The organism is Streptomyces monashensis, assembly GCF_001866665.1.
GTDB lineage: Bacteria > Actinomycetota > Actinomycetes > Streptomycetales > Streptomycetaceae > Streptomyces > Streptomyces monashensis.
The window spans coordinates 24,412-44,095 of the sequence record NZ_MLYO01000081.1 but is presented as its reverse complement, the minus strand read 5'-3'; the positions used below and the strand labels follow the sequence as shown (position 1 = coordinate 44,095).

The 19,684-nt window shown below is 70.0% G+C and carries 22 protein-coding genes and 4 pseudogenes; 14 read left to right on the top strand and 12 right to left on the bottom strand.

Annotated features, from left to right (window positions below; genetic code table 11):
- Window positions 1-13 precede the first annotated feature (13 nt).
- From BIV23_RS38790 to BIV23_RS38780, 3 genes are all read right to left on the bottom strand, one after another.
- Entirely contained in the window at window positions 14-568 is a 555-nt protein-coding gene (locus BIV23_RS38790; RefSeq protein WP_245790855.1) for a hypothetical protein, read from the bottom strand.
- A 46-nt stretch (window positions 569-614) separates the two neighbouring features.
- Window positions 615-1,103 (bottom strand): hypothetical protein, encoded by a 489-nt coding sequence (locus BIV23_RS38785; RefSeq protein WP_079173681.1) that lies wholly within the window; start codon window positions 1,101-1,103, stop codon window positions 615-617.
- A 651-nt stretch (window positions 1,104-1,754) separates the two neighbouring features.
- Complete coding sequence (locus BIV23_RS38780) at window positions 1,755-2,342, bottom strand: cysteine hydrolase family protein (protein WP_071385694.1); 588 nt, start codon at window positions 2,340-2,342, stop codon at window positions 1,755-1,757.
- Window positions 2,343-2,416: 74 nt separating this feature from the next.
- On the opposite strand from BIV23_RS38780, the gene BIV23_RS38775 reads away from it, so the two are divergent.
- Complete coding sequence (locus BIV23_RS38775; protein ID WP_071385693.1) at window positions 2,417-3,406, top strand: GlxA family transcriptional regulator; 990 nt, start codon at window positions 2,417-2,419, stop codon at window positions 3,404-3,406.
- A 183-nt stretch (window positions 3,407-3,589) separates the two neighbouring features.
- On the opposite strand, the gene BIV23_RS47645 is transcribed toward BIV23_RS38775, so the two are convergent.
- On the bottom strand, window positions 3,590-4,012 hold the full coding sequence (locus tag BIV23_RS47645) for an NAD-dependent epimerase/dehydratase family protein (protein WP_079173680.1): 423 nt from the start codon (window positions 4,010-4,012) through the stop codon (window positions 3,590-3,592).
- A 198-nt stretch (window positions 4,013-4,210) separates the two neighbouring features.
- Here BIV23_RS47645 and BIV23_RS38765 point away from each other — a divergent pair, with 198 nt between their 5' ends.
- The 3 genes from BIV23_RS38765 to BIV23_RS38755 all read left to right on the top strand — a co-directional run bounded on the left by BIV23_RS38765 (window position 4,211) and on the right by BIV23_RS38755 (window position 6,577).
- On the top strand, window positions 4,211-4,525 hold the full coding sequence (locus BIV23_RS38765; protein WP_071385691.1) for a putative quinol monooxygenase: 315 nt from the start codon (window positions 4,211-4,213) through the stop codon (window positions 4,523-4,525).
- A gap of 57 nt (window positions 4,526-4,582) precedes the next feature.
- A complete protein-coding gene (locus tag BIV23_RS38760) occupies window positions 4,583-5,587 on the top strand; it encodes an aminoglycoside phosphotransferase family protein (protein WP_245790854.1) in 1,005 nt (334 codons plus the stop codon).
- 78 nt (window positions 5,588-5,665) lie between these two features.
- Window positions 5,666-6,577, top strand: coding sequence for an ornithine cyclodeaminase family protein (locus tag BIV23_RS38755; RefSeq protein WP_071385690.1), 912 nt, complete (start codon window positions 5,666-5,668; stop codon window positions 6,575-6,577).
- 155 nt (window positions 6,578-6,732) lie between these two features.
- Here the strand turns inward: BIV23_RS38755 and BIV23_RS38750 are convergent, their stop codons facing one another.
- Complete coding sequence (locus tag BIV23_RS38750) at window positions 6,733-7,212, bottom strand: Type 1 glutamine amidotransferase-like domain-containing protein (RefSeq protein WP_245790853.1); 480 nt, start codon at window positions 7,210-7,212, stop codon at window positions 6,733-6,735.
- A gap of 318 nt (window positions 7,213-7,530) precedes the next feature.
- On the opposite strand from BIV23_RS38750, the gene BIV23_RS38745 reads away from it, so the two are divergent.
- A complete protein-coding gene (locus tag BIV23_RS38745) occupies window positions 7,531-8,175 on the top strand; it encodes a LysE family translocator (RefSeq protein WP_071385689.1) in 645 nt (214 codons plus the stop codon).
- A gap of 85 nt (window positions 8,176-8,260) precedes the next feature.
- On the opposite strand, the gene BIV23_RS38740 is transcribed toward BIV23_RS38745, so the two are convergent.
- Complete coding sequence (locus BIV23_RS38740; protein ID WP_071385688.1) at window positions 8,261-8,575, bottom strand: nuclear transport factor 2 family protein; 315 nt, start codon at window positions 8,573-8,575, stop codon at window positions 8,261-8,263.
- A 311-nt stretch (window positions 8,576-8,886) separates the two neighbouring features.
- Here BIV23_RS38740 and BIV23_RS38735 point away from each other — a divergent pair, with 311 nt between their 5' ends.
- Complete coding sequence (locus tag BIV23_RS38735; RefSeq protein ID WP_245790852.1) at window positions 8,887-9,291, top strand: cyclic-phosphate processing receiver domain-containing protein; 405 nt, start codon at window positions 8,887-8,889, stop codon at window positions 9,289-9,291.
- Between the two features lie 76 nt (window positions 9,292-9,367).
- Here the strand turns inward: BIV23_RS38735 and BIV23_RS47640 are convergent.
- Window positions 9,368-9,910, bottom strand: a pseudogene (locus BIV23_RS47640) (class I SAM-dependent methyltransferase); the annotation flags it as partial.
- A gap of 125 nt (window positions 9,911-10,035) precedes the next feature.
- Window positions 10,036-10,620 (bottom strand): TetR/AcrR family transcriptional regulator, encoded by a 585-nt coding sequence (locus BIV23_RS38730; protein WP_071385687.1) that lies wholly within the window; start codon window positions 10,618-10,620, stop codon window positions 10,036-10,038.
- 214 nt (window positions 10,621-10,834) lie between these two features.
- Between BIV23_RS38730 and BIV23_RS38725 the strand changes: the two genes are divergently transcribed.
- Window positions 10,835-11,773 (top strand): alpha/beta fold hydrolase, encoded by a 939-nt coding sequence (locus tag BIV23_RS38725; RefSeq protein ID WP_071385749.1) that lies wholly within the window; start codon window positions 10,835-10,837, stop codon window positions 11,771-11,773.
- A gap of 259 nt (window positions 11,774-12,032) precedes the next feature.
- Window positions 12,033-13,139, top strand: a complete 1,107-nt coding sequence (locus BIV23_RS38720) for a mechanosensitive ion channel family protein (RefSeq protein ID WP_071385686.1) — start codon at window positions 12,033-12,035, stop codon at window positions 13,137-13,139.
- An 11-nt stretch (window positions 13,140-13,150) separates the two neighbouring features.
- On the opposite strand, the pseudogene BIV23_RS47635 reads toward BIV23_RS38720, so the two are convergent.
- Window positions 13,151-13,309: pseudogene (locus BIV23_RS47635) on the bottom strand (oxidoreductase); the annotation flags it as partial.
- A gap of 215 nt (window positions 13,310-13,524) precedes the next feature.
- Window positions 13,525-13,698: pseudogene (locus tag BIV23_RS38710) on the bottom strand (GTP cyclohydrolase I); the annotation flags it as partial.
- A gap of 363 nt (window positions 13,699-14,061) precedes the next feature.
- On the opposite strand from BIV23_RS38710, the gene BIV23_RS38705 reads away from it, so the two are divergent.
- The 3 genes and pseudogenes from BIV23_RS38705 to BIV23_RS54180 form a co-directional block, all read left to right on the top strand.
- Window positions 14,062-14,460, top strand: coding sequence for a hypothetical protein (locus BIV23_RS38705; RefSeq protein WP_071385683.1), 399 nt, complete (start codon window positions 14,062-14,064; stop codon window positions 14,458-14,460).
- Between the two features lie 289 nt (window positions 14,461-14,749).
- Window positions 14,750-15,514 carry an SDR family oxidoreductase gene (locus BIV23_RS38700; RefSeq protein ID WP_071385682.1) on the top strand — a complete coding sequence of 255 codons (765 nt, stop codon included), beginning with the start codon at window positions 14,750-14,752 and terminating at the stop codon, window positions 15,512-15,514.
- A gap of 79 nt (window positions 15,515-15,593) precedes the next feature.
- Window positions 15,594-15,749, top strand: a pseudogene (locus BIV23_RS54180) (IS701 family transposase); the annotation flags it as partial.
- Window positions 15,750-15,868: 119 nt separating this feature from the next.
- Here BIV23_RS54180 and BIV23_RS38695 read toward each other — a convergent pair.
- Window positions 15,869-16,129 (bottom strand): hypothetical protein, encoded by a 261-nt coding sequence (locus tag BIV23_RS38695; RefSeq protein ID WP_245790851.1) that lies wholly within the window; start codon window positions 16,127-16,129, stop codon window positions 15,869-15,871.
- 165 nt (window positions 16,130-16,294) lie between these two features.
- Window positions 16,295-16,702 carry a helix-turn-helix domain-containing protein gene (locus BIV23_RS38690; RefSeq protein ID WP_071385680.1) on the bottom strand — a complete coding sequence of 136 codons (408 nt, stop codon included), beginning with the start codon at window positions 16,700-16,702 and terminating at the stop codon, window positions 16,295-16,297.
- 250 nt (window positions 16,703-16,952) lie between these two features.
- Here BIV23_RS38690 and BIV23_RS38685 point away from each other — a divergent pair, with 250 nt between their 5' ends.
- From BIV23_RS38685 to BIV23_RS38675, 3 genes are all read left to right on the top strand, one after another.
- A complete protein-coding gene (locus BIV23_RS38685; protein WP_245790850.1) occupies window positions 16,953-17,168 on the top strand; it encodes a hypothetical protein in 216 nt (71 codons plus the stop codon).
- Between the two features lie 74 nt (window positions 17,169-17,242).
- Window positions 17,243-17,461, top strand: coding sequence for a hypothetical protein (locus tag BIV23_RS38680; protein WP_071385679.1), 219 nt, complete (start codon window positions 17,243-17,245; stop codon window positions 17,459-17,461).
- Between the two features lie 119 nt (window positions 17,462-17,580).
- Window positions 17,581-19,521, top strand: a complete 1,941-nt coding sequence (locus BIV23_RS38675; protein WP_071385678.1) for a hypothetical protein — start codon at window positions 17,581-17,583, stop codon at window positions 19,519-19,521.
- Window positions 19,522-19,684: the final 163 nt, after the last annotated feature.

Genomic DNA, 19,684 nt, shown 5'->3' with positions numbered 1-19,684 from the left:
TGGTCTGTTCCGGTCAGCGCAGCAGCGTGCGGGCTATGGGGTCGTCGGCCTGGGAGCCTCGGGCGGAGGCCGCCCGAGCCTTGGACACGTGCTCCTGCAGCAGGGAGCCGATCATCTCCGCTTCGAACTCGTCGGGTTCGTCGTACTGGGTCCGGCCGAGGACCAGCTGAGCGGTGGCAGGGTCGATGTCCGTGATGAGGCCGCCGAGGCCGGCGACGTCCAAGGACTCCTTCTTGTGGCGGTGCTTGAGCATGTGGGCGAACTCGTGGCCGGCGACGATCTCGGTGTACGCCGCACTGACCCCTTCGTCGTAGAAGAGGTAGTCCGTGTCGACGGTGGCAAGCCACAGACCGCACGGCGTCGAGGGGTCCAAGGAGGCCGGGTCCGAGAGGTCCGGCGTGAACGGCATCAACCGGATCTCCCGGTTGAGCTTCCGCTCGATGAACGGACGCAACTCCAGGACGCTGTTGACGGCGGGAAGCTCAAGTTCCTCGACGAACGCTCTGCTGCGCCGCTCGACTTCTTCGGTTCGGTCGACGGGCCGGCGCGCACGGCGGCGATGCCACATGCGTGTTCCTCTCAAGAGCCCCGTGGAAGTTGAGCGTAGTGGCTGGTCAGGAAAGGTCGTCTTCGGGGGAGGGGGGCAGGCCCTCCTTCTCCCGCACGGAATCAATCTTCTGCATGACCTCGTTGAGGCTGTGCGGGGACAGTCCGATGGCACGAAGTGCGATCTGTTTCACACCCGCCTGGCTGAGCTTGCGCAGCAGCTCGAACTGTTCGGCGACCTTGCGGGTCACCTCGTCCTCAACGAAGAAGCCGGCCTCTACGCCGAAGAACCGGCCGAACAGCGGCACGAGTTTGACGGTGGGCGTCTTGCTGCCCTTGCGGAGCTGGCCGATGTACGCGCCGGTGATGCTCTCCTGGCCGTACGAGGAGATCGTCCGCGCCACGTGGGCGTTGCTGAACTCGTCCGCGCCTGGCGCCCGGACCCTGTCGAACAGGTAGTTCAGACGGTCGGCGAAGGACGCGCCGGGACCGGGTACGGGAACCGGGGGCGCCGGCAACGGCGTCTCACGGTCCGCTGTCTCGCCTGCATGGGGCACGATGCGCTGCTCTCTCTTGACGTGGCTAAACTATAGTTGACGCTGCGGCAGACGGGAAGCTACCTTCACCTGCGCAAGCAGCGGGATTCTTCCTGGGCCACAGGGGAGCCCAGGAAGATGACCGCGAGCGGTGCACCTGCGACGAGTGAGTCGCTGGACGAGCGGGAACACCCGCCCCGGCTGCGTGTGGGCGGGACCAGTACCGGGGCGCCGGCCCCGGCTGGTCCTCCCCGTTCGCGGGTTGAGGCACCTCGGGACTGCCGAGCCGCGCCAGGGCGACGTGTGCACGGATGCCCCGTCCGCGCATGGGTGGCTGCTCATGACCCCACCAGGCTAAGCGGTCGGCGCCGGAAGACCTTCGGGGGTTGGGATCTGCAGCTTCAAGGGGCGCCCGGCTGCGAGGAGGGTTTCGGCGACGGTGGTGCGGGCGCAGAGGACGGAGCGTCGGCGCGGTGGGCGCTCACCAGGCCTGCGTTGCGTAGGGCGGTGAGGCCACATGTCAACTTGTCGGGGCTGGCGGGCTGTTGAGGGTGTAGCGGGTCGTGGTGAGACTGGGTGGCTGCCCTGGCTCAGCCCGCCGTGGGCAGAGCGGTGACGCCGGTGATGTGCTCCCGGAGGGCGACGCGGGTGGTCATCCCGGGTACTGGCAGATCAGGGGCGGACGGTGGACACCAGCTCGCCGGTTGTCACCACCCGGGCGAAACCCCCGCCGTGCAGCGAGACGGCACTCGCCCGGGCCAGCTCGTCGGCCGTCAGGCGCCAGCCGTTCGGGCCGGTCAGGTCGAAGGTGTGGGTGGCGTCGAGGGCGACCAGCACGTCGTAGCCGAGGTTGCCGCCCATGCGGGCGGTGGTCTCCACGCACATGTTGGTCTGGATACCGGCCAGCACGACCTGGGTGATGCCCGCCGCCCTGAACCAGTCGTCAAGGTCGGGGGTGCCGTAGAACGCGGAGTTCACGGACTTGGTCACGAGCAGCTCCGGCCCGCCGCCCTTGCCGCGCCGCTCCTGGACGTACGCCTTGAAGTCGTTGCCCTCGTACCCGGGCCGCAGTGGCGAGCCGGGCTTGTCGGAGTCGTGCCGTACGAGGACGACGGGCCGGTCCGTGTCCTGCCAGGCCGCGATCAGGGAAGCGATGTTCTCGTCGGCGGCCGGGTTGTTGCGCGGGCCCCAGAACTCCGGTTCGTCGAAGCCCTGCTGCACGTCCACCACCACCAGCGCGGCGTTCTGTGTGATCTCCATGCCCACGATCCTGCCGCCGGGCCGGGCCCGTTCACAGGAGGAAGAAAGACAGCGATCGATGGTTTACTGCCAGGATGACTCGACCGGCCCCGGCCCACCGCATCGCCCTGCTCGCGTTCCCAGGCATCCGGGCCTTCGACGTCTCGGTGATCACCGAGGTGTGGGGCGCGGACCGCACCGACCGCGGAGTCCCCGCCTTCGAGCTGCGGCGGGTGGCCGTCGGCCCCGAACCGGTACCGATGCGTGGCGGGCTCGCGCTCGCACCGGATCGCACCCTCGCCTGGCTGCCCCGCGCCGAGCTGATCCTGGTACCGGGCCTGGACGACCATGACACCCCGGCACCCGAGCCGGTCCTCGCGGCGCTGCGCCGCGCTCACGTACGGGGCACCACCATCGCGGCGCTGTGCGGCGGAGCGTTCACGCTCGCCCAGGCGGGCCTGCTGGACGGCCGCCGGGCGCTGACCCACTGGGCACTGGCCGATCAGCTGCGGGCCCGGCACCCACGGGTGCGGGTCGAGCCGGACGCCCTGTTCGTCGAGGACGGCAATCTGTGGACGTCTGCCGGCACCGCCGCCGGCATCGACCTGTGTCTGCACCTGGTGCGTGCCATGCACGGCGCGGAGGCGGCCGCGACGGTCGCCCGATCCATGGTCACCGCACCGTTCAGGACCGGCACCCAGGCCCAGTTCATCGAACACCCGACCCGGCACGCCGACCGCGACGCGGATACGCTGGCCGACGTACGCGCCTTCGCCCTGGCGCATCTGGACGAGCCGCTCACCGTGTCCGCGCTCGCCGCCCGTGTCGGGATGTCGCCGCGTTCCTTCGCCCGGCACTTCGCGGCGGCCACCGGAACCACTCCGCTGCGCTGGCTCGTGGACCACCGCATCGCAGCGGCCCAGAAACTCCTCGAACGTACCGACCTGACCATGCCCGAGGTCGCCCGGCGGTCCGGTTTCGGCAGCGAGGTCACCATGCGCCAGCACTTCGCGTCCCGCCTGGCCACCAGCCCACGCGCCTACCGCACCTCGTTCGCCGGACAACCCCCCTCCGGACAGCGTTGACCGCGGGTCGACCACGACGCCCACCCGGGTCAACCCAGGTCAGGCCCGCGCGCGGGAAGCCGCCCGTGCGAGTCGCGCTGGAGGCTGCGCCTCTCACGCGTCCTGGCCGCCGAGCTCACTCACGCCCACTGGTTCGACGTCAGCGCAGCACGCCGCGACCTCGGCTACCGCCCCGCCGACCACTCATGGCAGCGCCTTTGCCGCGGCTTCGAGGAGTACGGCCGCGGCGCGTGCGGCGTGGGCGGGGACGCTGCGGATCTCCGCTGTGATGCCGTGGCGTGCGAGCAGACCACGGACAGTGGTGGCGAGGGAGCAGGGGCGGCCCTGCGTGAGGAAGTAACCGGCACCCGCCAGGGGAGAGTCCGGTGTCAGCTTTTCCACGGCCAGGACGTGCGCCTCGGCGGCGTCGCAGACGTGGACGGTGTCCACGTGGTTGGCGCCCGTTCCAGGCAGCAGCAACCGCCCGCAGCGCGTACGGGCACGCAGGCCCGGCACCAGATGCGGATCGCCGTCTCCCCAGATCACATGCGGGCGCAGCGAAACGGTTGCCAGGCGGGAACTGTTGGCGGCCAGAACCAGTTGCTCCGCCCGGGCCTTGGACGGCACAGCGGCCGTGGAGACCGAGAGCCGAACGGCTGGTGGACCGAATCCCTACGGCAGCCACCTCGCGTCGCATCGCAGCAGCGGGCCTCCTGACGGGGACCCGGGCAAGGCCAGGGTGCCTGTGCCTGGCGTAGGCTCCATGCGACCACCAAGATCGCGTCCGTGAGGTGATACGGACCGGTCCCGGCCCGAGGAGTTTCCTTGCCCATCGTCGTCGCCACCCTCCGGACCAAGCCCGGCCGCCGGGAGGACGTGCTCGCGGCGTTCCGGCGGCACGCCGCCGCCGTGCACGCTGAGCCCGGCTGCCTGCTCTACGCCGCCCATGCCGGCGACGACCGGGTCACTGTCGTGGAGAACTGGGCCGACCAGGCCGCTCTCGACGCCCACTCGGCCGGGCCGGTGCTGGCCGCGCTGGGCGGCGAGATCGCTGACGCGCTGGCCGGCCCCGGGGACGTCGCGGTGCTGGAGCCGGTCCCCGCTGGTGAGCCGGAAAAGGGGCAGCTGCCGAACACCTGAGCCGGGCCGGGCCGGCGCACCAGCCACCAGCGGTGGGCGGGCGCGTAGGGTGCCGGGATGATGGCGATCCCGGAGGAGTTCGCGCGGAACACCGTCGACCGCGAGGGGGAGGCCGGGGCGGCGTGGCTCGCCGAACTGCCTGGCATCGTGGAGGAGTTGCTGGGGCGCTGGGGGTGCGTGCCGGACGGCGAGGTCATGCACGGGGGCGTCGGTGTCATCGTTCCGGTGCGGCGGCGGGCTGGGGAGAGCGCCGTGCTGAAGGTGTCGTTTCCGCATCCCGGCAACGTCCATGAGCCGGATGCGTTCGTTGCGTGGGGCGGGTGCGGCGCCGTGCTGCTGCATGAGCGCGACGACGAGCGGTTCGCGATGCTGCTGGAGCGGGTTGGGCCGTCGACGCTGGCGGAGGTCCAGGACGGCGACGAGGTGGTGACGGTCGCCGGGCGGCTCGATCGGCGCCTGGCCGTCCCCGCACCGCCCGGCCTGCCCCGGCTGCGTGAGCGGGCCGATGCCTGGGAGGAGCATCTGTGCAGGGACGCCGAGGAACTGCCGCACGCACTGCCGCGTCAGGCACTGGATGCCGCCCTGGCGACCGTTCGGGAGCTGGGCCGGGACCAACCGGACACCCTCGTCCATGGCGACCTGCATGCCCGGAACATCCTGCGTGCCGGCCGGGAGCCGTGGCTGGCTGTCGACCCCAAGGGGTACGTGGGAGATCCCGCCTACGACGGCGGCACCCTGCTGAAGTCCCGCGCGCTGACGCTCCTTGGAGCGGATGACCTGCGCAAGGCTGTCCACCGTGTCGTGGACGTCTTCGCCGAGGCCGCGGAACTCGACCGTGAACGGGTCCGGCGGTGGGCCCAGTTCCATGCCGTCCAGGCTGCGTTCTGGGGCCGCCGCCACGGTTTTCGTATCGCCCGCAGTGGACCACGGCTGGACCGGCTCACCGAATTCGCCGACCGCCTGGCGGAGTTGCTCAATGGATCCCGCCCGGTGACGGGTGGCGCTCGCGGCGGCCTTCCCGACGGGCGTAGGGCTCTGGACGGAGCCCAGGTCTGCGGCTGAGGACTGACGACAGGGCCGCCCCGGTTTCGGCAGAGTGATCACCATTGTCGCCCGCCTCGCACGCGAAGGAAGCCGCTGATGTCCGTGCTGTTGCTGAACGACGACGATGTGCGTACGCGTCTTGACGCGGCGACCGCGGTTCGCGCCGTGCGGGGCGCTCTCCTGGCCGCGCACGAGGGCGCGCTCCATGCACCGCCGCGGATCCACGCCGACCTCGGGGACGGGCGTCTCGTGTTCACGGCGGGGCGGCTGTGCTCGGAGGAGCTGTTCGGTTTCCGTGCCTACGACACCCTCGTCGGAGCGGAACAACTGGTGGCGGTGTGGGGCTCCGACGACGGCCGCCTCCGGGCCGTCGTGCACGGCGATGAGCTCGGTGCCCGGCGAACCGGTGCCATCGGCGCGGTGGCCGTCGACGCGGCAGCCAGACCGGGAGAGATACGCCTCGGGCTGGTGGGAGCCGGCACGCAGGCGTGGGCGCAGTTGTGGGCCATCCGCGCGGTCAGGCGTGTGCGGGAGGTCGCGGTAGCGGCCCGCAGGCCCGAGCGGGCACAGGCGTTCGCCCGGCGCGCCGCCGGGGAGCTGGAGGTGAGAGTGCGGGCGGTGCGTACGGTGGAGGAGGCGGTGCGCGACCATGACGTGGTGGTCGTCGCGACGAACAGTGACGTGCCCGTCCTGGACGCCGACTGGATCACGCCGGGGACGCATGTGACCACGCTCGGCCCCAAAACGGTCGCGCGCCATGAAGTGCCCGCGTCCCTGGCGGATCGGGCACATGTGCTCCTCACCGACTCCCTCGCCCAGGCAACCGGTTACGCCGAGCCGCACATCCTCCCCACCGACCGGCTGGTCGACCTGGGCGCCGTCCTGGCCAAAGCGGCGAGGGGCCGTACCGACCCTGAACAGATCACCGTCTTCTGCTCCGTCGGCCTCGCCGGCACCGACGTCGCGGTCGCCGCGGCGCTGTGCGAAGAAGTGCGCCGTAGCGCCTGACCACGCACACCCTCACCACGGGCCCCGGGGGCGGCTGCGACATCCCCGAGGCCAGGTTCTTGACGATCCGACCGCCTCGCCCGGCAGAGAAGGCGTACGGCCCCGGCGGCCGAAGCGGCCACATCGACATGTCACGCGAGGACCTGGCACAGGTGCTAAGACAACGTCCAGTGGCCCTCGGAGACCACTTCGACGGCGCCGCCGGCCACCTTGATGACGGTCTGCTCGTCAATGGCATACGCCGGACCCGCGATCTGGGCCGCCCATCGTTCTGCAGCGGCCATGGTGTTGTCCGGGCACGCCGGATGATCCAGGTGCCAGAAGATCGAGAAATCGACCACGCCCAGCGCACGGTCGCCGCCGACGGGCGGCTTCCAGCCCACGAACCCCTCCCCGACACGGGGGCTCATCACCGTGCTCCCGGCGCTGAGTCCCACGTAGACCATGTCGGGCAGCGACGGCAGGAGTTCAGCCAGCCCGGACTCCCGCATCCAGTGGCACAGGTACAGCGCGTCACCGCCATTGACCAGCGGGACGTCGGCCTCCCGGACCCAGGAGACCCAGAGCGCTTCGTCGATGCTGGGCAGCGCGGTGAGCTCCAGCACGCCCACCGACTTCCACCCCAGCTCGGTCATGGGGCTGGCGGACCGTCCGCTGACGAACCGCCACGGCCCGCCCGGATCGGCGCCGGGGCCCCCGTCGTCCCCGCGGTGGGGATGCAGAGAGCGCTGGACCGGCGACCGGCTTGCCCAGGAGGCCGACCAGCGCATCCTGTCCCTGACGCTGTTTCGCACCTGTACAGCCTGCTTGCCCCCCGACCGCTCCTTCGAAGGCGGTCGTGGTGACCCAGGCCGGGGCAGGGTCTCGGATCTCGGCTGGTGGATGAGCCTAGAGCGGAGGGCTCACGATCTGTTTGTATGACCTTGGAACGCGATTCGGGAGGTGGCAGACGCATGGTGTCCACGGAGAGCATTCTCGCGTTCGCGGCGATGGCACTCCTGGTGATCGTGATTCCAGGGCCGAGCGTGCTGTTCGTGATCGGCAGAGCCCTCGCGCACGGCCGCCGCACGGCGCTCGCGACCGTTCTGGGCAACCTGATCGGTTCGTACCTCCTGGTGACCGCTGTGGCGTGGGGCCTCGGCACGCTGGTGGAGACTTCCGCGGCGGTGTTCACCGGTGTGAAGCTGGCCGGCGCGGCGTATCTCGTCTATCTCGGAGTGCAGGCATTCCGGCATCGCAAGGAGATGCGTGCGGCGGACATGGAGGCCCCGGCGGGCGCGCGGCGCGGCGATCTGCGCACGGTCCTGGACGGTATTCTCGTGGGTTTCACCAACCCGAAGGGCCTCATCTTCTTCGCGGCGGTGCTGCCGCAGTTCGTGAACCACGCGGCGGGCCGTATCCCGCTCCAAATGATGGTATTGGGGCTGGTCCCGGTCGCCATCGGCATGGTCACGGACACCCTGTGGGGACTGGGCGCCTCGGCGGCCCGTTCCTGGTTCGCCCGCTCGGACCGCCGCCTGTCGATGGTCGGCGGGGCGGGTGGCTTCGCGATGATCGGGCTGGGCGTAACCGTGGCAGCGACGGGCCGGGCCGACTAGGGCCTGTCCGACAGGTCGACAGACGAGTGCATTCCTGAGCTGCTTCGCATGGCTCTGCCAGAGGCCGGACAGTCACACCCCCCATCTATGCCTGCCCGGTCTCGAACCGGGTGATCCTGCCGTCGTCCACTGTGAAGCGCCACGCAGTTCGCATCGCGCCCCACGTGCTGTTGGTGAAGGTGGCGACCAGCTCAAGCCCGCCGTCGGACTCCGACTCGATGTCCATCCGGCCGTCGGCAGAGAAGATCTCTTTGTCCACCCACGCTGCGAGGTCGCGATCGGTACCGTCGTCGGACATGGTGGCGTCGGGTGCGAGGACGGCGTCAAAGCTGTCGCGATCGCCCGCGTTGACCGCGCTCACGAATGCCTGCACGGTTGGATTGCTCGCAGCAATGCTCACAGTGCCTCCAGAGGCTCAGGTACGGGATGCCTCTTCCCTGCACCTGCACATGGCAACCGCGGCGTCCCGCCATCGGGTGATGCGGCGTACGCACCATCGCGGCCGGGCAGCAAGAACCACCGGACAAGTACGTCGCCACCGCGCACCCGGCCGACGTGCACCTCGGCCCCGTCGCCCCTGAGTGCAGGGCCTGCACGCGGCTGGGCCCCGGGGCGAGGCGCCCCAGGGCCAGGGTGCTCACCGGGGACCCGTCGGGCTTTCAAAAGGCATCCAATTCACCTGTGCTTGTGAATCCCCGCCAGCGGTGAACGATGAGAGCAGAGGGGCACCTGCTCATGGCCTGCTGGGCGCCGTTCACCGGGCATGATGTCCGGGTGCAGCAGCTCATTCCTGGACCTGCTCCGGTCATCCTCGCCATCGACGACCTCAGGGCCCTGCCCCGAGCGACGCGGCTCGCCCGCACGAGTCGCGATGGGGTCCAACTCCTTCAAGAACACCGGGACGTCTTCATCGATGAGCTCTGGCTCGACCACGACCTGGGCGGAGACGACAGCATCATGCCGGTGGTGACCCTCCTGGAGGAGGCCGCCTTCCACGGCAGACCGTTCCACATCGGTACTGTCTACGTGCACAGCGCCAATCCCGTCGGCGCCGAGACCGTCGTGCGCTCCCTTTCACACTGGAAGTACCACGTTCGGAGAACTGCCGCTCAGTGAGCAGCCTGCGGCGCACCATCCTGTCGCCGGCGGATCCCCAACGCGTCGAGGTCGGCACGCTCGCAGAGCCCGTGCTCGGCTGGGCATCGCGTCGGAACAGGGCTGTCCGGAGGAAGGGTTCGCGAGGTGTGCGGACTCGGTCGGTTCATCGCGCATGAGTCGAAGTTCGACCGCTGTGAGGCTGGAGAAGATCCGGCGCAGGGACTGGGGGGTGTAGACGAGTCCGCCGTGGAGGCGGGCGTCGCGGTGGAAGGCCGCGTCGGGGAGGTCCCTCCCGTCTCTCCGCCAGCAGGTGAGTGCGAAGTGGCCGCCGGATGCGAGGAGTTGGCCGAGCAGGGCGAGGCAGGTGGTGGGGGGTGGGGCGGCAGGTGGTGGAAGCAGCCCGAGTCGTAGATCAGGTCGTAGCGTCCGCTCAGCCCGGTGCCGGCGAGGGCGAAGGCGTCTCTCCTGTGGAACCGGATGCGGGCTCCGGTCGTACGGGTGCGCTCCTCGGCCCAGGCGACGGCTGCGGGAGAGAGGTCGACGGCGTCCACCTGGAACCGCGGGAGTCCAGAAAGAGGGCGTCGCGTCCGGGGCCGCGGCTCGGGTCGAGGGCCCGGCCCGGGGTGATGAGCCGGCGTGCCTGGTCCGATTGGCGGCGAAGCCACCAGGCCCGAGCCCGTTGGCACCACTACCGCGCACACCTCGAACTCATGAACTGGCCGTGCGTATCAGGCTGCGAGTCCGACGGCGGTGTCAGATTCTTTACGCACGCAACGCCTGCGACAGCGCGTCGACGGTCACGCCCACGATAGCCAGGAGCTGCGCCGGGCTCGCCCCGGCCCTGCTCATGACGGCGAGCGACTGGTTCACAGCCGCCGCGTGTACGGCGAGGGCCTCGGCCTCCTGGTCGGTCAGTCCGCCGGCCTTCAGCGCGGCGCGCAGGCGCAGACGCTGGAAGCCGAGCGCCTGCTTGGCGTGCGCCGCGACGCTCGGACTCAGCACTGGAATTGCCATGGCCGTCTGGGCAATCAGGCATCCATCAGGCAGCTCGGGATCGGCGATGCGCTCGAGGGTGACGTCGAAGAACGCACGAACAGCGGCAACGGGTTCCGAGGCTGCACACGACAGGGCGGCGTCGTACTTCTCGCCGTAGCGCGCGGCGTAGAGATCCAGGCAGCGCAGGAAGAGCGTGTCCTTGTCGCCGAGGGAGGAGTAGATGGAACTGCGGTTCAGGCCGGTTGCCCGAGACAAGTCGTCCAGTGAGGTGTCGGCGTAGCCGTCGCGCCAGAACTGGATCATCGCGGCGTCGAGCGCCGTGTCCATGTCGAACTGCTTCTTGCCTGCCACGCGGTACTTCCTTGCCGATGGGTCAATGGTTCGGACTGTGTTGCGCACCATTCTATTCTGAACTGATCAGTTCAAGATGTGTTAGCCTTCAAGCGTGGTCATGGCCGGGCATGCCGCGCACTTCGCGACCGCGCGAGAGACACACCGCGTGGTCCCGGCCACCGCCGTCAGCTGCACCGTCCCGACCGCACACATGACACCGACGGAGGATCCCGTGACCGGCCCGGCAACCAGCACTCCGCATGTCTCCGAAAGCAACCCCATCCGCGAACTGCCCCTGCAGCATCTGGCCGGATTCACTCACCGATGGGTCGATGCGGACGGCGTCCGCCTGCATGCCGTCGAAGGCGGACGGCCGAGCGGCCCGGTTGTCGTCCTGCTCGCCGGATTCCCGCAAACCTGGTGGGCCTGGCGAAAGGTGATGCCCGGCCTCACCCGCCGGTTCCACGTCATCGCGATCGACCTGCCGGGCCAGGGCCACTCCGAGCGTCCGGAGCGCAGCTACGACACGCACGCGGTCGCCGCGCACGTCCACGCCGCCGTGAAGGCTCTCGGAGTGTCGACCTACTCCCTGGTCGCCCACGACATCGGCGCCTGGGTCGCTTTCTCCCTCGCCCTCAACTTCGAGAGCCACCTGCGCGGGGTCGCTCTGCTCGACGCCGGAATCCCCGGTATCACTCTCCCGGAGGCGATTCCCACCGACCCGGATCGAGCGTGGAAGACCTGGCATTTCGCGTTCCACATCGTGCCCGACCTGCCCGAGACGCTGCTCGTCGGCCGCGAACGCGAGTACGTCGGCTGGTTCTTGAAGGTGAAGGCCCTGTCTCCCGACACGTTCGACGACGCCGAGCTCGACCACTATGCGGCGGCCGTCGCCGTCGACGGCGGCCTGCGCGCTTCCCTCGCGTACTACCGGGGCGCCGCGGAGTCAGCCCGCAAGAACCGCGAGGCGCTCGAGCGGCGGCACCTGACCGTGCCCATCCTCGGAATCTCCAGCAGCCACGGCTCCGTTCCGGACATGGCCGCCTCCATCAGCCCATGGGCCGACAACACCACCCGGATCGTCGTGCCCGACGCTGGACACTTCATCCCCGACGAGCAGCCCGAAGCTGTCGTTGCCGCGATAACAGACTTCATCGCCGACGACGTCTGACACCCGTCGAACCAACCCGACCGCCCCGCCCAAGGCCGGTGCCCGGGTTGGTTCGGTGTCGGGTGTGTTGCTCGGCGGCGTCGAACGCGGGCGCGAGCGGGCCGTCGCCGTGCGGACCTGGTCGGGCAGTGAGCCGGAGGGCACGACCAGTCCTCCGGCGGTGAGATTCCAGCCGGTGCGGGGCCGTTCGAGACGGCTACCCAGGAACACGCGGAACTCACATGTTCATGCCCGCGGAGCGCCGGTTAAAAGCTCAGGCATGGAGAACGTACTCCGGCCCCTGATCGTGATCGGCGGCTCGGTGCTGCTCACCCTGGCCATGGGCTGGGCCGGCGACCGGCTGCTGCGCAAGGCCGACGAACGCCACCACGACACACCGCTGTGGGGACTGCTGCGCCGCGCCCGCGTCCCCTACCAGCTCGTGCTGTGCGCCGCCCTGCTGCGAGGGTCGTACGACCAGGCGAAGCTGTTGGAACGGCACCAGGCCGGCGTCGGCCGGACCCTGACGCTGGTGCTGATCGGCGCCGCCGCCTGGCTGGTGATCCGGATCGCCGGCGCGGTCGTCGAGACCGGCTACTCCCGCTACGCCCGGGCGCACCGGGACGCGGCCCGGGTGCGCAGAGTGCGCACCCAGGTCGAACTGATCAAGCGGGTGGTCTCCGCGATCGTCATGGTCGTGGCGATCGCCGCGATGCTGCTCACCTTCCCGGCGATGCGTGCGGCCGGCGCCTCGCTGCTGGCATCGGCGGGCATCCTCGGGATCGTGGCCGGCGTCGCCGCCCAGTCGACCCTGTCGAACCTGTTCGCCGGGCTGCAGATCGCCTTCGGTGACATGGTGCGCATCGGCGACACGGTCGTCGTGGACGGCGAATGGGGCACGGTCGAGGAGATCACCCTGACCTTTCTGACGGTGCGGACCTGGGACGAGCGCCGGATCACCATGCCGGTGTCGTACTTCACCTCCAAACCCTTCGAGAACTGGTCGCGGGGCACGCCGCAGATGACCGGGACCGTCTCCTGGCACCTCGACCACGGCGCACCCGTCGAGGCGATGCGCGAGAAGCTGCGCGACATCCTGCGCGAGAGCCCGGCCTGGGACGGCCGCGCCTACAGCCTGGTGGTGACGGACACCACGCCGAACACCATCCAGGTGCGGGCCCTGATGACCGCGAAGGACTCCGACGACATCTGGGCGGTACGGGTCGCGGTCCGCGAGCGGATGCTCACCTGGCTGGTGGCGCAGCACCCCTACGCACTGCCCCGCGTCAACACCTCGGAGGCGGCGCTCCCGCCGCGACACCTCCCGTCTGCCGACGGAGCCCGCCTCCACGAGGACCACGAATTCCCGCGCACCGGCCGGAGCTGACCGCAAAGCCCTCAATGGCCGTGCTCGGCACCGCCGTTGACCTGGATCACCGGTGAGGTGACATGCCCGGCGCCGGGCGAGGCCGGCCAGTGCAGGGGCGCCGCCACGTCGCCCGGTATCCCGGGCCTGTCGGTCACCGTGTCGGCGACGAGCCGCTGTCGCCGCTTTTGCCTGCCGGGTGGATGCTCGGCGGGTTCGCCGCCGACAAGTCCCTGCCGCTTCCCCCTGCCGGGTGCTCCGGGACTTCGATGACGGCCTTCTGCGAGGCGCCGGGTTCGATGGTGTCCAGCTCGCGCCTGTAGTTGCCGATCCGCGTGCACCGGTCGTCGAGGTTCGGTTCTGCTCCGGGTCGGGTGCCCGCCGGCGTGTGTGACGTCGGGTCCGGTCAGGAGTTCGCGCCGGTCAGGGCGAGGAATTCGCTGCGGGAGCGGCCGTCGGTGCGCAGCAGGCCGAGCAGGGTGGAGGTCAGGGTGCTGGAGCCGGTGGCCTGGACGCCTCGCAGGGTCATGCAGGTGTGTTCGGCCTCGATGACCACGCCGACGCCCTTGGGTTCGAGGTGGGTGGCGGGAAGGGCTTCCTCGGGCCCGTAGCTCGTACTGACCGGCTCACCGCTCGGGCACCGTGCCGCGATGAGGGCGGCAGCCACGACAGCCTCTGCGCCTCCTGGACTGGGTGTGCGCGGTCTCACGCGAAGCCGGACTCCCGCAATCGGATGGCGGGATCACCCTCCGCAACCGGCCCCCAAGATCCGGACAGAACCGAGTTCCGGCGGCAGATGTGCACGACTTCGGGAGGCGCCCCGCCCGGGCCGTGGTCGATGCTCACGAGAGCGGGACGCACCTTGTCGTCGCTCCTCTGGCCGGGGAGAGGCAGGTGTCGGCCGCGCCACACTCGGCTTCGGCGCGCCCCATAGGGTGGTCTGATGTTCGATCGTTTGGAGATCCGGGTGTTGCCGCCGGGACCCCGGTTCGCTGCCCAGTTGCGGTTCTGGGTCAACGGCGAGGACGTGATCGAAGGGCTGGTCCACGAGGGCGGTCGTGGGCCGTTCGTGGCTGATGTGCTGCCTGCCGGCCGGCCCAGTCTCCTGCGGGCGGCCGGCGAGGCGCGCCGTCTGGCGCTGGGGGAGCCGGAGTGCACCGGCGGCTGCTGCGGTTTCCTGTCCGTCGTCGTGCAGCGGTTCGGGGACATCGTGCAGTGGTCGGACTGGGAGGTTCCGCACGCCCCCGCCTTCCCGCCGGCGGAGTGCTACTTTGACGCCGGCCAGTACGACGCCGAAGTGGCTCGCGCTGAGGCAGACCGGCGGTGGCAGGTCCACACGTAGTCCGGCACGGCGCCCCTGCCTGGCTACGCGTGCAGCCTCTCTCCGTGCGGTTCTGTCGTCCCGTAGAGCTTCCGCGCACGACGCGGGATCCCGGAGCCCTGAAGTTACCGCTCAGGCCTGTTGTGGCTGGTGATGCGCGCCGGGCCGGGGCAACTGATGAACGGTTTGTTCCAAGGGTGATCAGATCGTTCAAGAACGTGCGGGGCGGCGCCGATGACAGTGGTCTCTGGCGCGGTATCCGGTGTGCTGGTGTCCGTGCTCCGTCCGACGTTCGTGCAAGGAGGCTGTCATGGTCAACACCCCGGACAAGACGCTCAGTGGCAAGGTCGCCTTCGTCGGAGGCGCGTCCCGCAACCTCGGCAGGCTGATCAGTACGACCCTGGGCGCCGATGGCGCGCTGGTCGCGGTGCACTACAACAGCGACTCCTCCCGCGCCAAGGCCGAGGAAGTCGTCGCGCAGATCAACGCCGGGCCCGGTGACGCGTTCGCGATCCAGGCCGACCTCACCCGGGTCGCCGAGGTCGAACGGGTCTTCGACGAAGTCGTCAACCGGTTCGGGAAGCTGGATTTCAGCATCAACACCGCCGGGATGGTGCTGAAGAAGCCGCTGACCGAGATCACGGAGGAGGAGTACGACCGGATGTTCGCGGTCAACTCCAAGGCCGCGTTCTTCGTGATGCGCGAGGCCGCCCGCCGCATCGAGGACGGAGGGAAGATCATCACCATTGTGACCTCGCTGCTGGCCGCCTACACCGGCCTGTACTCCTGCTACGCCGGCAGCAAAGCTCCCGTGGAGCACTTCACCCGGGCCCTGTCGAAGGAGTTGTTCGGCCGGAACATCTCGGTCAACAACATCGCGCCGGGTCCGATGGACACCTCGTTCTTCTACCCGGCCGAGGACGACGAATCCGTCGCGTACCACAAGTCGTCGGCCATGAACGGCGACCTGACGAAGATCGAGGACATCGTGCCGTGGGTCCGCCACCTGCTGACCGACGGATGGTGGGCCAACGGGCAGACGATCTTCCTCAACGGCGGCTACACCACCCGTTGACCCGCCCCTTCCGCCGGTGCTGCGGGGCACGGCCAGTGACGCCCGCAGCACGCCGGGGCCTTCGTGCGGCCCACGGTCGATCGGCTGGGCCGACTTCCAAGTCCGCTCCGACCGCCCCATCCGCCGTCACCAGACCCTGGTCACCTGCGCCTTCTCCTTCTGCTGGGACCAATGGTCCGCCCCACCCGGACCCCTGGACGCCACCGCGCCGGACCCCTGCCCCGACGAGGGGCCTGGTTCGCCGAGGCCACGGCCTGACCTCGGATCGCCCCCCGTGTGTGGGCCGTGGACCGGACACCGGCGAGTGTGGAGAAGCGGGCGGCTCAGCTGCCCGGCAGCAGGAGGAATGCCCTCTCACTGCTCGTAGACGGTCAGTACCGCGCCGCCGACTTCGATGCTGCGCCCGGCGCGCAGGCCGCCCCGGCTCAGGACCTGCAGGCACGTGCGGAACAGGGCCAGCTCGTCCACGTCCAGGATCGCGGCGGCCAGGTTCAGCAGTTCGTCGACCGCTTCGTCGGTGAGGACGTCCGGCAGGTCACCGGAGAGCAGGACGACGGATTCCCCCGCCGGTCCCCTGATCACGGCGGTCGTCGGGCCGCCATGCACGAACAACACACTTCCCCCCACGAGCCCGTGGTCGTGCGGCTCACGCGCCTCGGGCAGAACGAGAGACTAGCTGTGGGTCTCGACTGTTTTCGGCTGCTCTGAATTCTTTTTCCGAGATGGAGGGAGATCGGGTACCAGGTGCAACGGGAGGGCCGCCGGGAGCGTCCTGGACGGTCACTTCTCCGGAGCCGGGCGCGAGGAGCGGCCCAGGAGCGATTCCACCAGGGCCGCCACATGCCGGCGGTCGTCGGCCGACAGTCGCTGGACACTGGCGATGAGCAGGTCGACCTCGGGGTCGGCGGAGTGGGAGGCCTCACTGTCGGATGCGGGGGCGGAGCCGGGGCCGTAGACATGGATGCCGCAGGCTTCGGCGGCGGCTCGGCGCACGGTGTCCAACGACAGTTCCAGCCCTTTGGACAGTCCTTCCAGCGTGGCCGGCTGGGGCATGCGGACGACGCGTTCCGTGGTGGCCAGGTGGTGGACGGTGGAGCGCGGGATACCGCCGCGGCGCGCCACCTCCCCGTAGGACCAGCCCTTGCGGTCGAGACGCTCACGGATCAACTGCTGCAGTGCGTTGGCCACTGATGGTCACTTCCTGCTCGCCGCCTGCGGGAACTCGCCGGACCTGCGGATTCCTCCCCGTAGCGGTTGATTCTATGCGTGGGCCTGTCGGTGGCCGAGGGGTGGGTTTGCCGAAGGGGGTTGCACGGGGGAGTGTCCAACCTCTAGTGTCCAATCTCGTTGGACAGACCGTCCGACCAGATTGGACGGAGTCGGGGGGGAACCTGACGCCGTTCGACCGGAAACGCCCATCCCTGAGGGGGAACCGATCATGTTGAACGCCCGTGAGCTCGACGCCGAGTCCGCCGAGCTGCTGCCCGGCCGCGAGGCGCTGGGGCGGCTGAAGTTCAGCTTCCACAAGACGGTCAACGTCACCAAGCACGTCGCGCACATCAACGCGCACAACGAGTCGGCCGCGGTCAACGACCACTCGTCGTGCTCCGAGGCCGGGTCCCAGGCCGGCCAGAGCATCAGCGTCCGCCAGTGACGTCCCTGAGCGCCTGAACCGCTGAACACACAAGACATCCGAGACACGCAAGACACCTGAAGGGCACATTCATCATGAGCATGGACATGAACGAGCTGGAGAACGAGTCCGCCGAGCTGCTGCCCGGTCGCGAGGCGCTGGGGCGGCTGAAGTTCAGCTTCCACAAGACGGTCAACGTCACCAAGCACGTCGCGCACATCAACGCGCACAACGAGTCGACGGCGCTCAACGACCACTCGTCGTACTCCGACGCCGAGTCCCAGGCCACGCAGAGCATCAGCGTGACCCAGTAATCGGACCGTCGCCGCGACGACGGCACTCGGGGCGGACCGCGCAGGGGGGAAACCGCGCGGTCCGCCCTCGGGCAGCACCCGGACGGGACCCGGGCAGGACCCTTGGGGGGAGAACACGGATGACGGTGGTCGGAGACGGGACCGCGGCGCTGTACGACACGGGCCCCGTTCCGGGACCCGGCGGCTGGCCGGTGACCTACGAGCAGGTCACGACCGGCCAACTGCCGGTCGTCGAGCAGCCGCTCGTGCCACGGCTGAGCGCGGGACTGCAACTGCACGGCGAGTACCAGGGCTCGGGCTTCACCGACCCGAAGTACATCGCCCGCCGCGGCGACGGCCAGGTCGTGCAGCTCTCGCAGCTGCTGTATCTCGTCGCGTCGTCCATCGACGGCGTGGGTGACGTCGACGCCGTCGCGCGGCGGGTCAGCGGCCGCTACGGCCGTGAGGTCAGCGGCGACAACGTCCGCTACCTCGTGGAGGAGAAGCTCCAGCCGCTCGGCGTGACGGTTCCCGAGGGCCAGGAGGACGAGGAGGTCGACGCCCCGCGTTCCGACCTGCTGCTCGCTCTCAAGGGCCACCGGGTGATCTTCGACGAACGCCGCACGGCGAAGATCGCACGGGCGCTGGCCTGGCTGCACCGGCCGGCCGTGGTGACGCTCGTGCTGGCCTCGGCGCTGGCGATGGACGTCTGGCTGTTCGGCATCTTCGGGGCGATCGACCCGGTGCTGGAAGTCCTCGACCAGCCGGTGCTCATCCTCATCGTCTTCGCCCTCACCGTGGCCTCGCTCGTCTTTCACGAGTTCGGCCACGCCTCCGCCTGCAGATACGGCGGCGCCCGTCCCGGATGCATCGGCTGCGGGCTCTTCCTCATCTGGCCGTCGATGTACACCGACGTCACCGACGTCTACCGGATCGGCCGGGCCGGGCGGCTGCGCACCGATCTGGGCGGGGTCTACTTCAACGTCGTCTTCATGCTGGCCATGGCCGGCGCGTACTTCGCGACCGGAGCGCAGTTCTTCCTGGCCACGGTCTATCTCGGGCACTTCGAGATCCTGGAGCAGCTGATGCCGGCCGTACGGCTGGACGGCTACTACATCCTGGGCGACCTGGCCGGAGTGCCGGATCTCTACGGCAAGATCAAGCCGATCCTGCTGAGCCTCGTGCCCGGCGCGAGGGGACGGGCGGCCCGCCAGGAGGTCGTCGGGCTGAAGAAGTCCGCGCGCACCGTCGTCGCCACCTGGGTGCTGACGATGGTGCCGCTGATCGCCGGCGAGCTCGGATACACGCTGTGGAACCTGCCGCGGATCCTCGCCACCATGACGCGGTCGCTGGCCGAGCAACTCCTCGGCACCGGCCAGGCGTTCGTCGACGGACAGGTCGTCGAGGGGCTGGTCGGGATGATCGGCTGCGTGATGCTGCTGTGCCCGATGGCCGGCGTCGTCTACCTGTCGGTCAAGCTCACGGGGCGCATCTTCCGGGCCGCCAAGCGCTCGACCGCCGACCGACCCAGGCTCCGGCTCGTCCTGTGCGCGGTGGCGCTGGCCGGGCTCACCGGGCTCAGCTACGCCTGGGTCTCCGGGCTGACGCCCGCGCCGCTGCCGAAGAAGCCGCCCATCGCGCCGATCCTCCAGCCGGGGGTGTCCACGCAGGCCCCGCCGGCCCGGGATGCGTCCACGCCGGACGGCAAGGGGAGTGGGGCGTCGTCCGGAGCGTCGCACCTGCCATCCGCCTCCACGGGAGCCCCGATGCCGGGGGCCAGGGGCAGCGCGTCGCCGGGCTCGCCGGGGAAGGCGCCGTCCGCATCGCCGGGGGCATCGGCTCCGGTGGCGTCCGGGGCACCGAACGGCGGGCCCGCGCCGACCGGCAGTGGGGGCTCGCCGCAGCCGGTGCCGACCAGCAAGGGGCCGGTGGTCCAGCCTTCGCCCTCGGCGTCCGTGCCCGAGCCGTCGCCGACACCCACGCCGAGCATGAGCGCGCCGTCCTCACCGACACCGAGCGCGCCTGCGCCATCGGTGACGGCGAGCCCGGCAGCGTCCGGGGCAGCACACCCGACACCCTGAGCCGAAGGTGCGCTCCTCGGCCGTAGCCGCACTTCCCGGAGCGGCCGCCAGTCCGTCCTGAGCCGAACGCGGGGCCTTCCCGGGCAGCACGTCCGTCGTCCCGAGCCCGGCGCAGGCAGTCCTGAGCGGAGCCTGTCACGTCCCGATCAGAACGTCCGCTCCT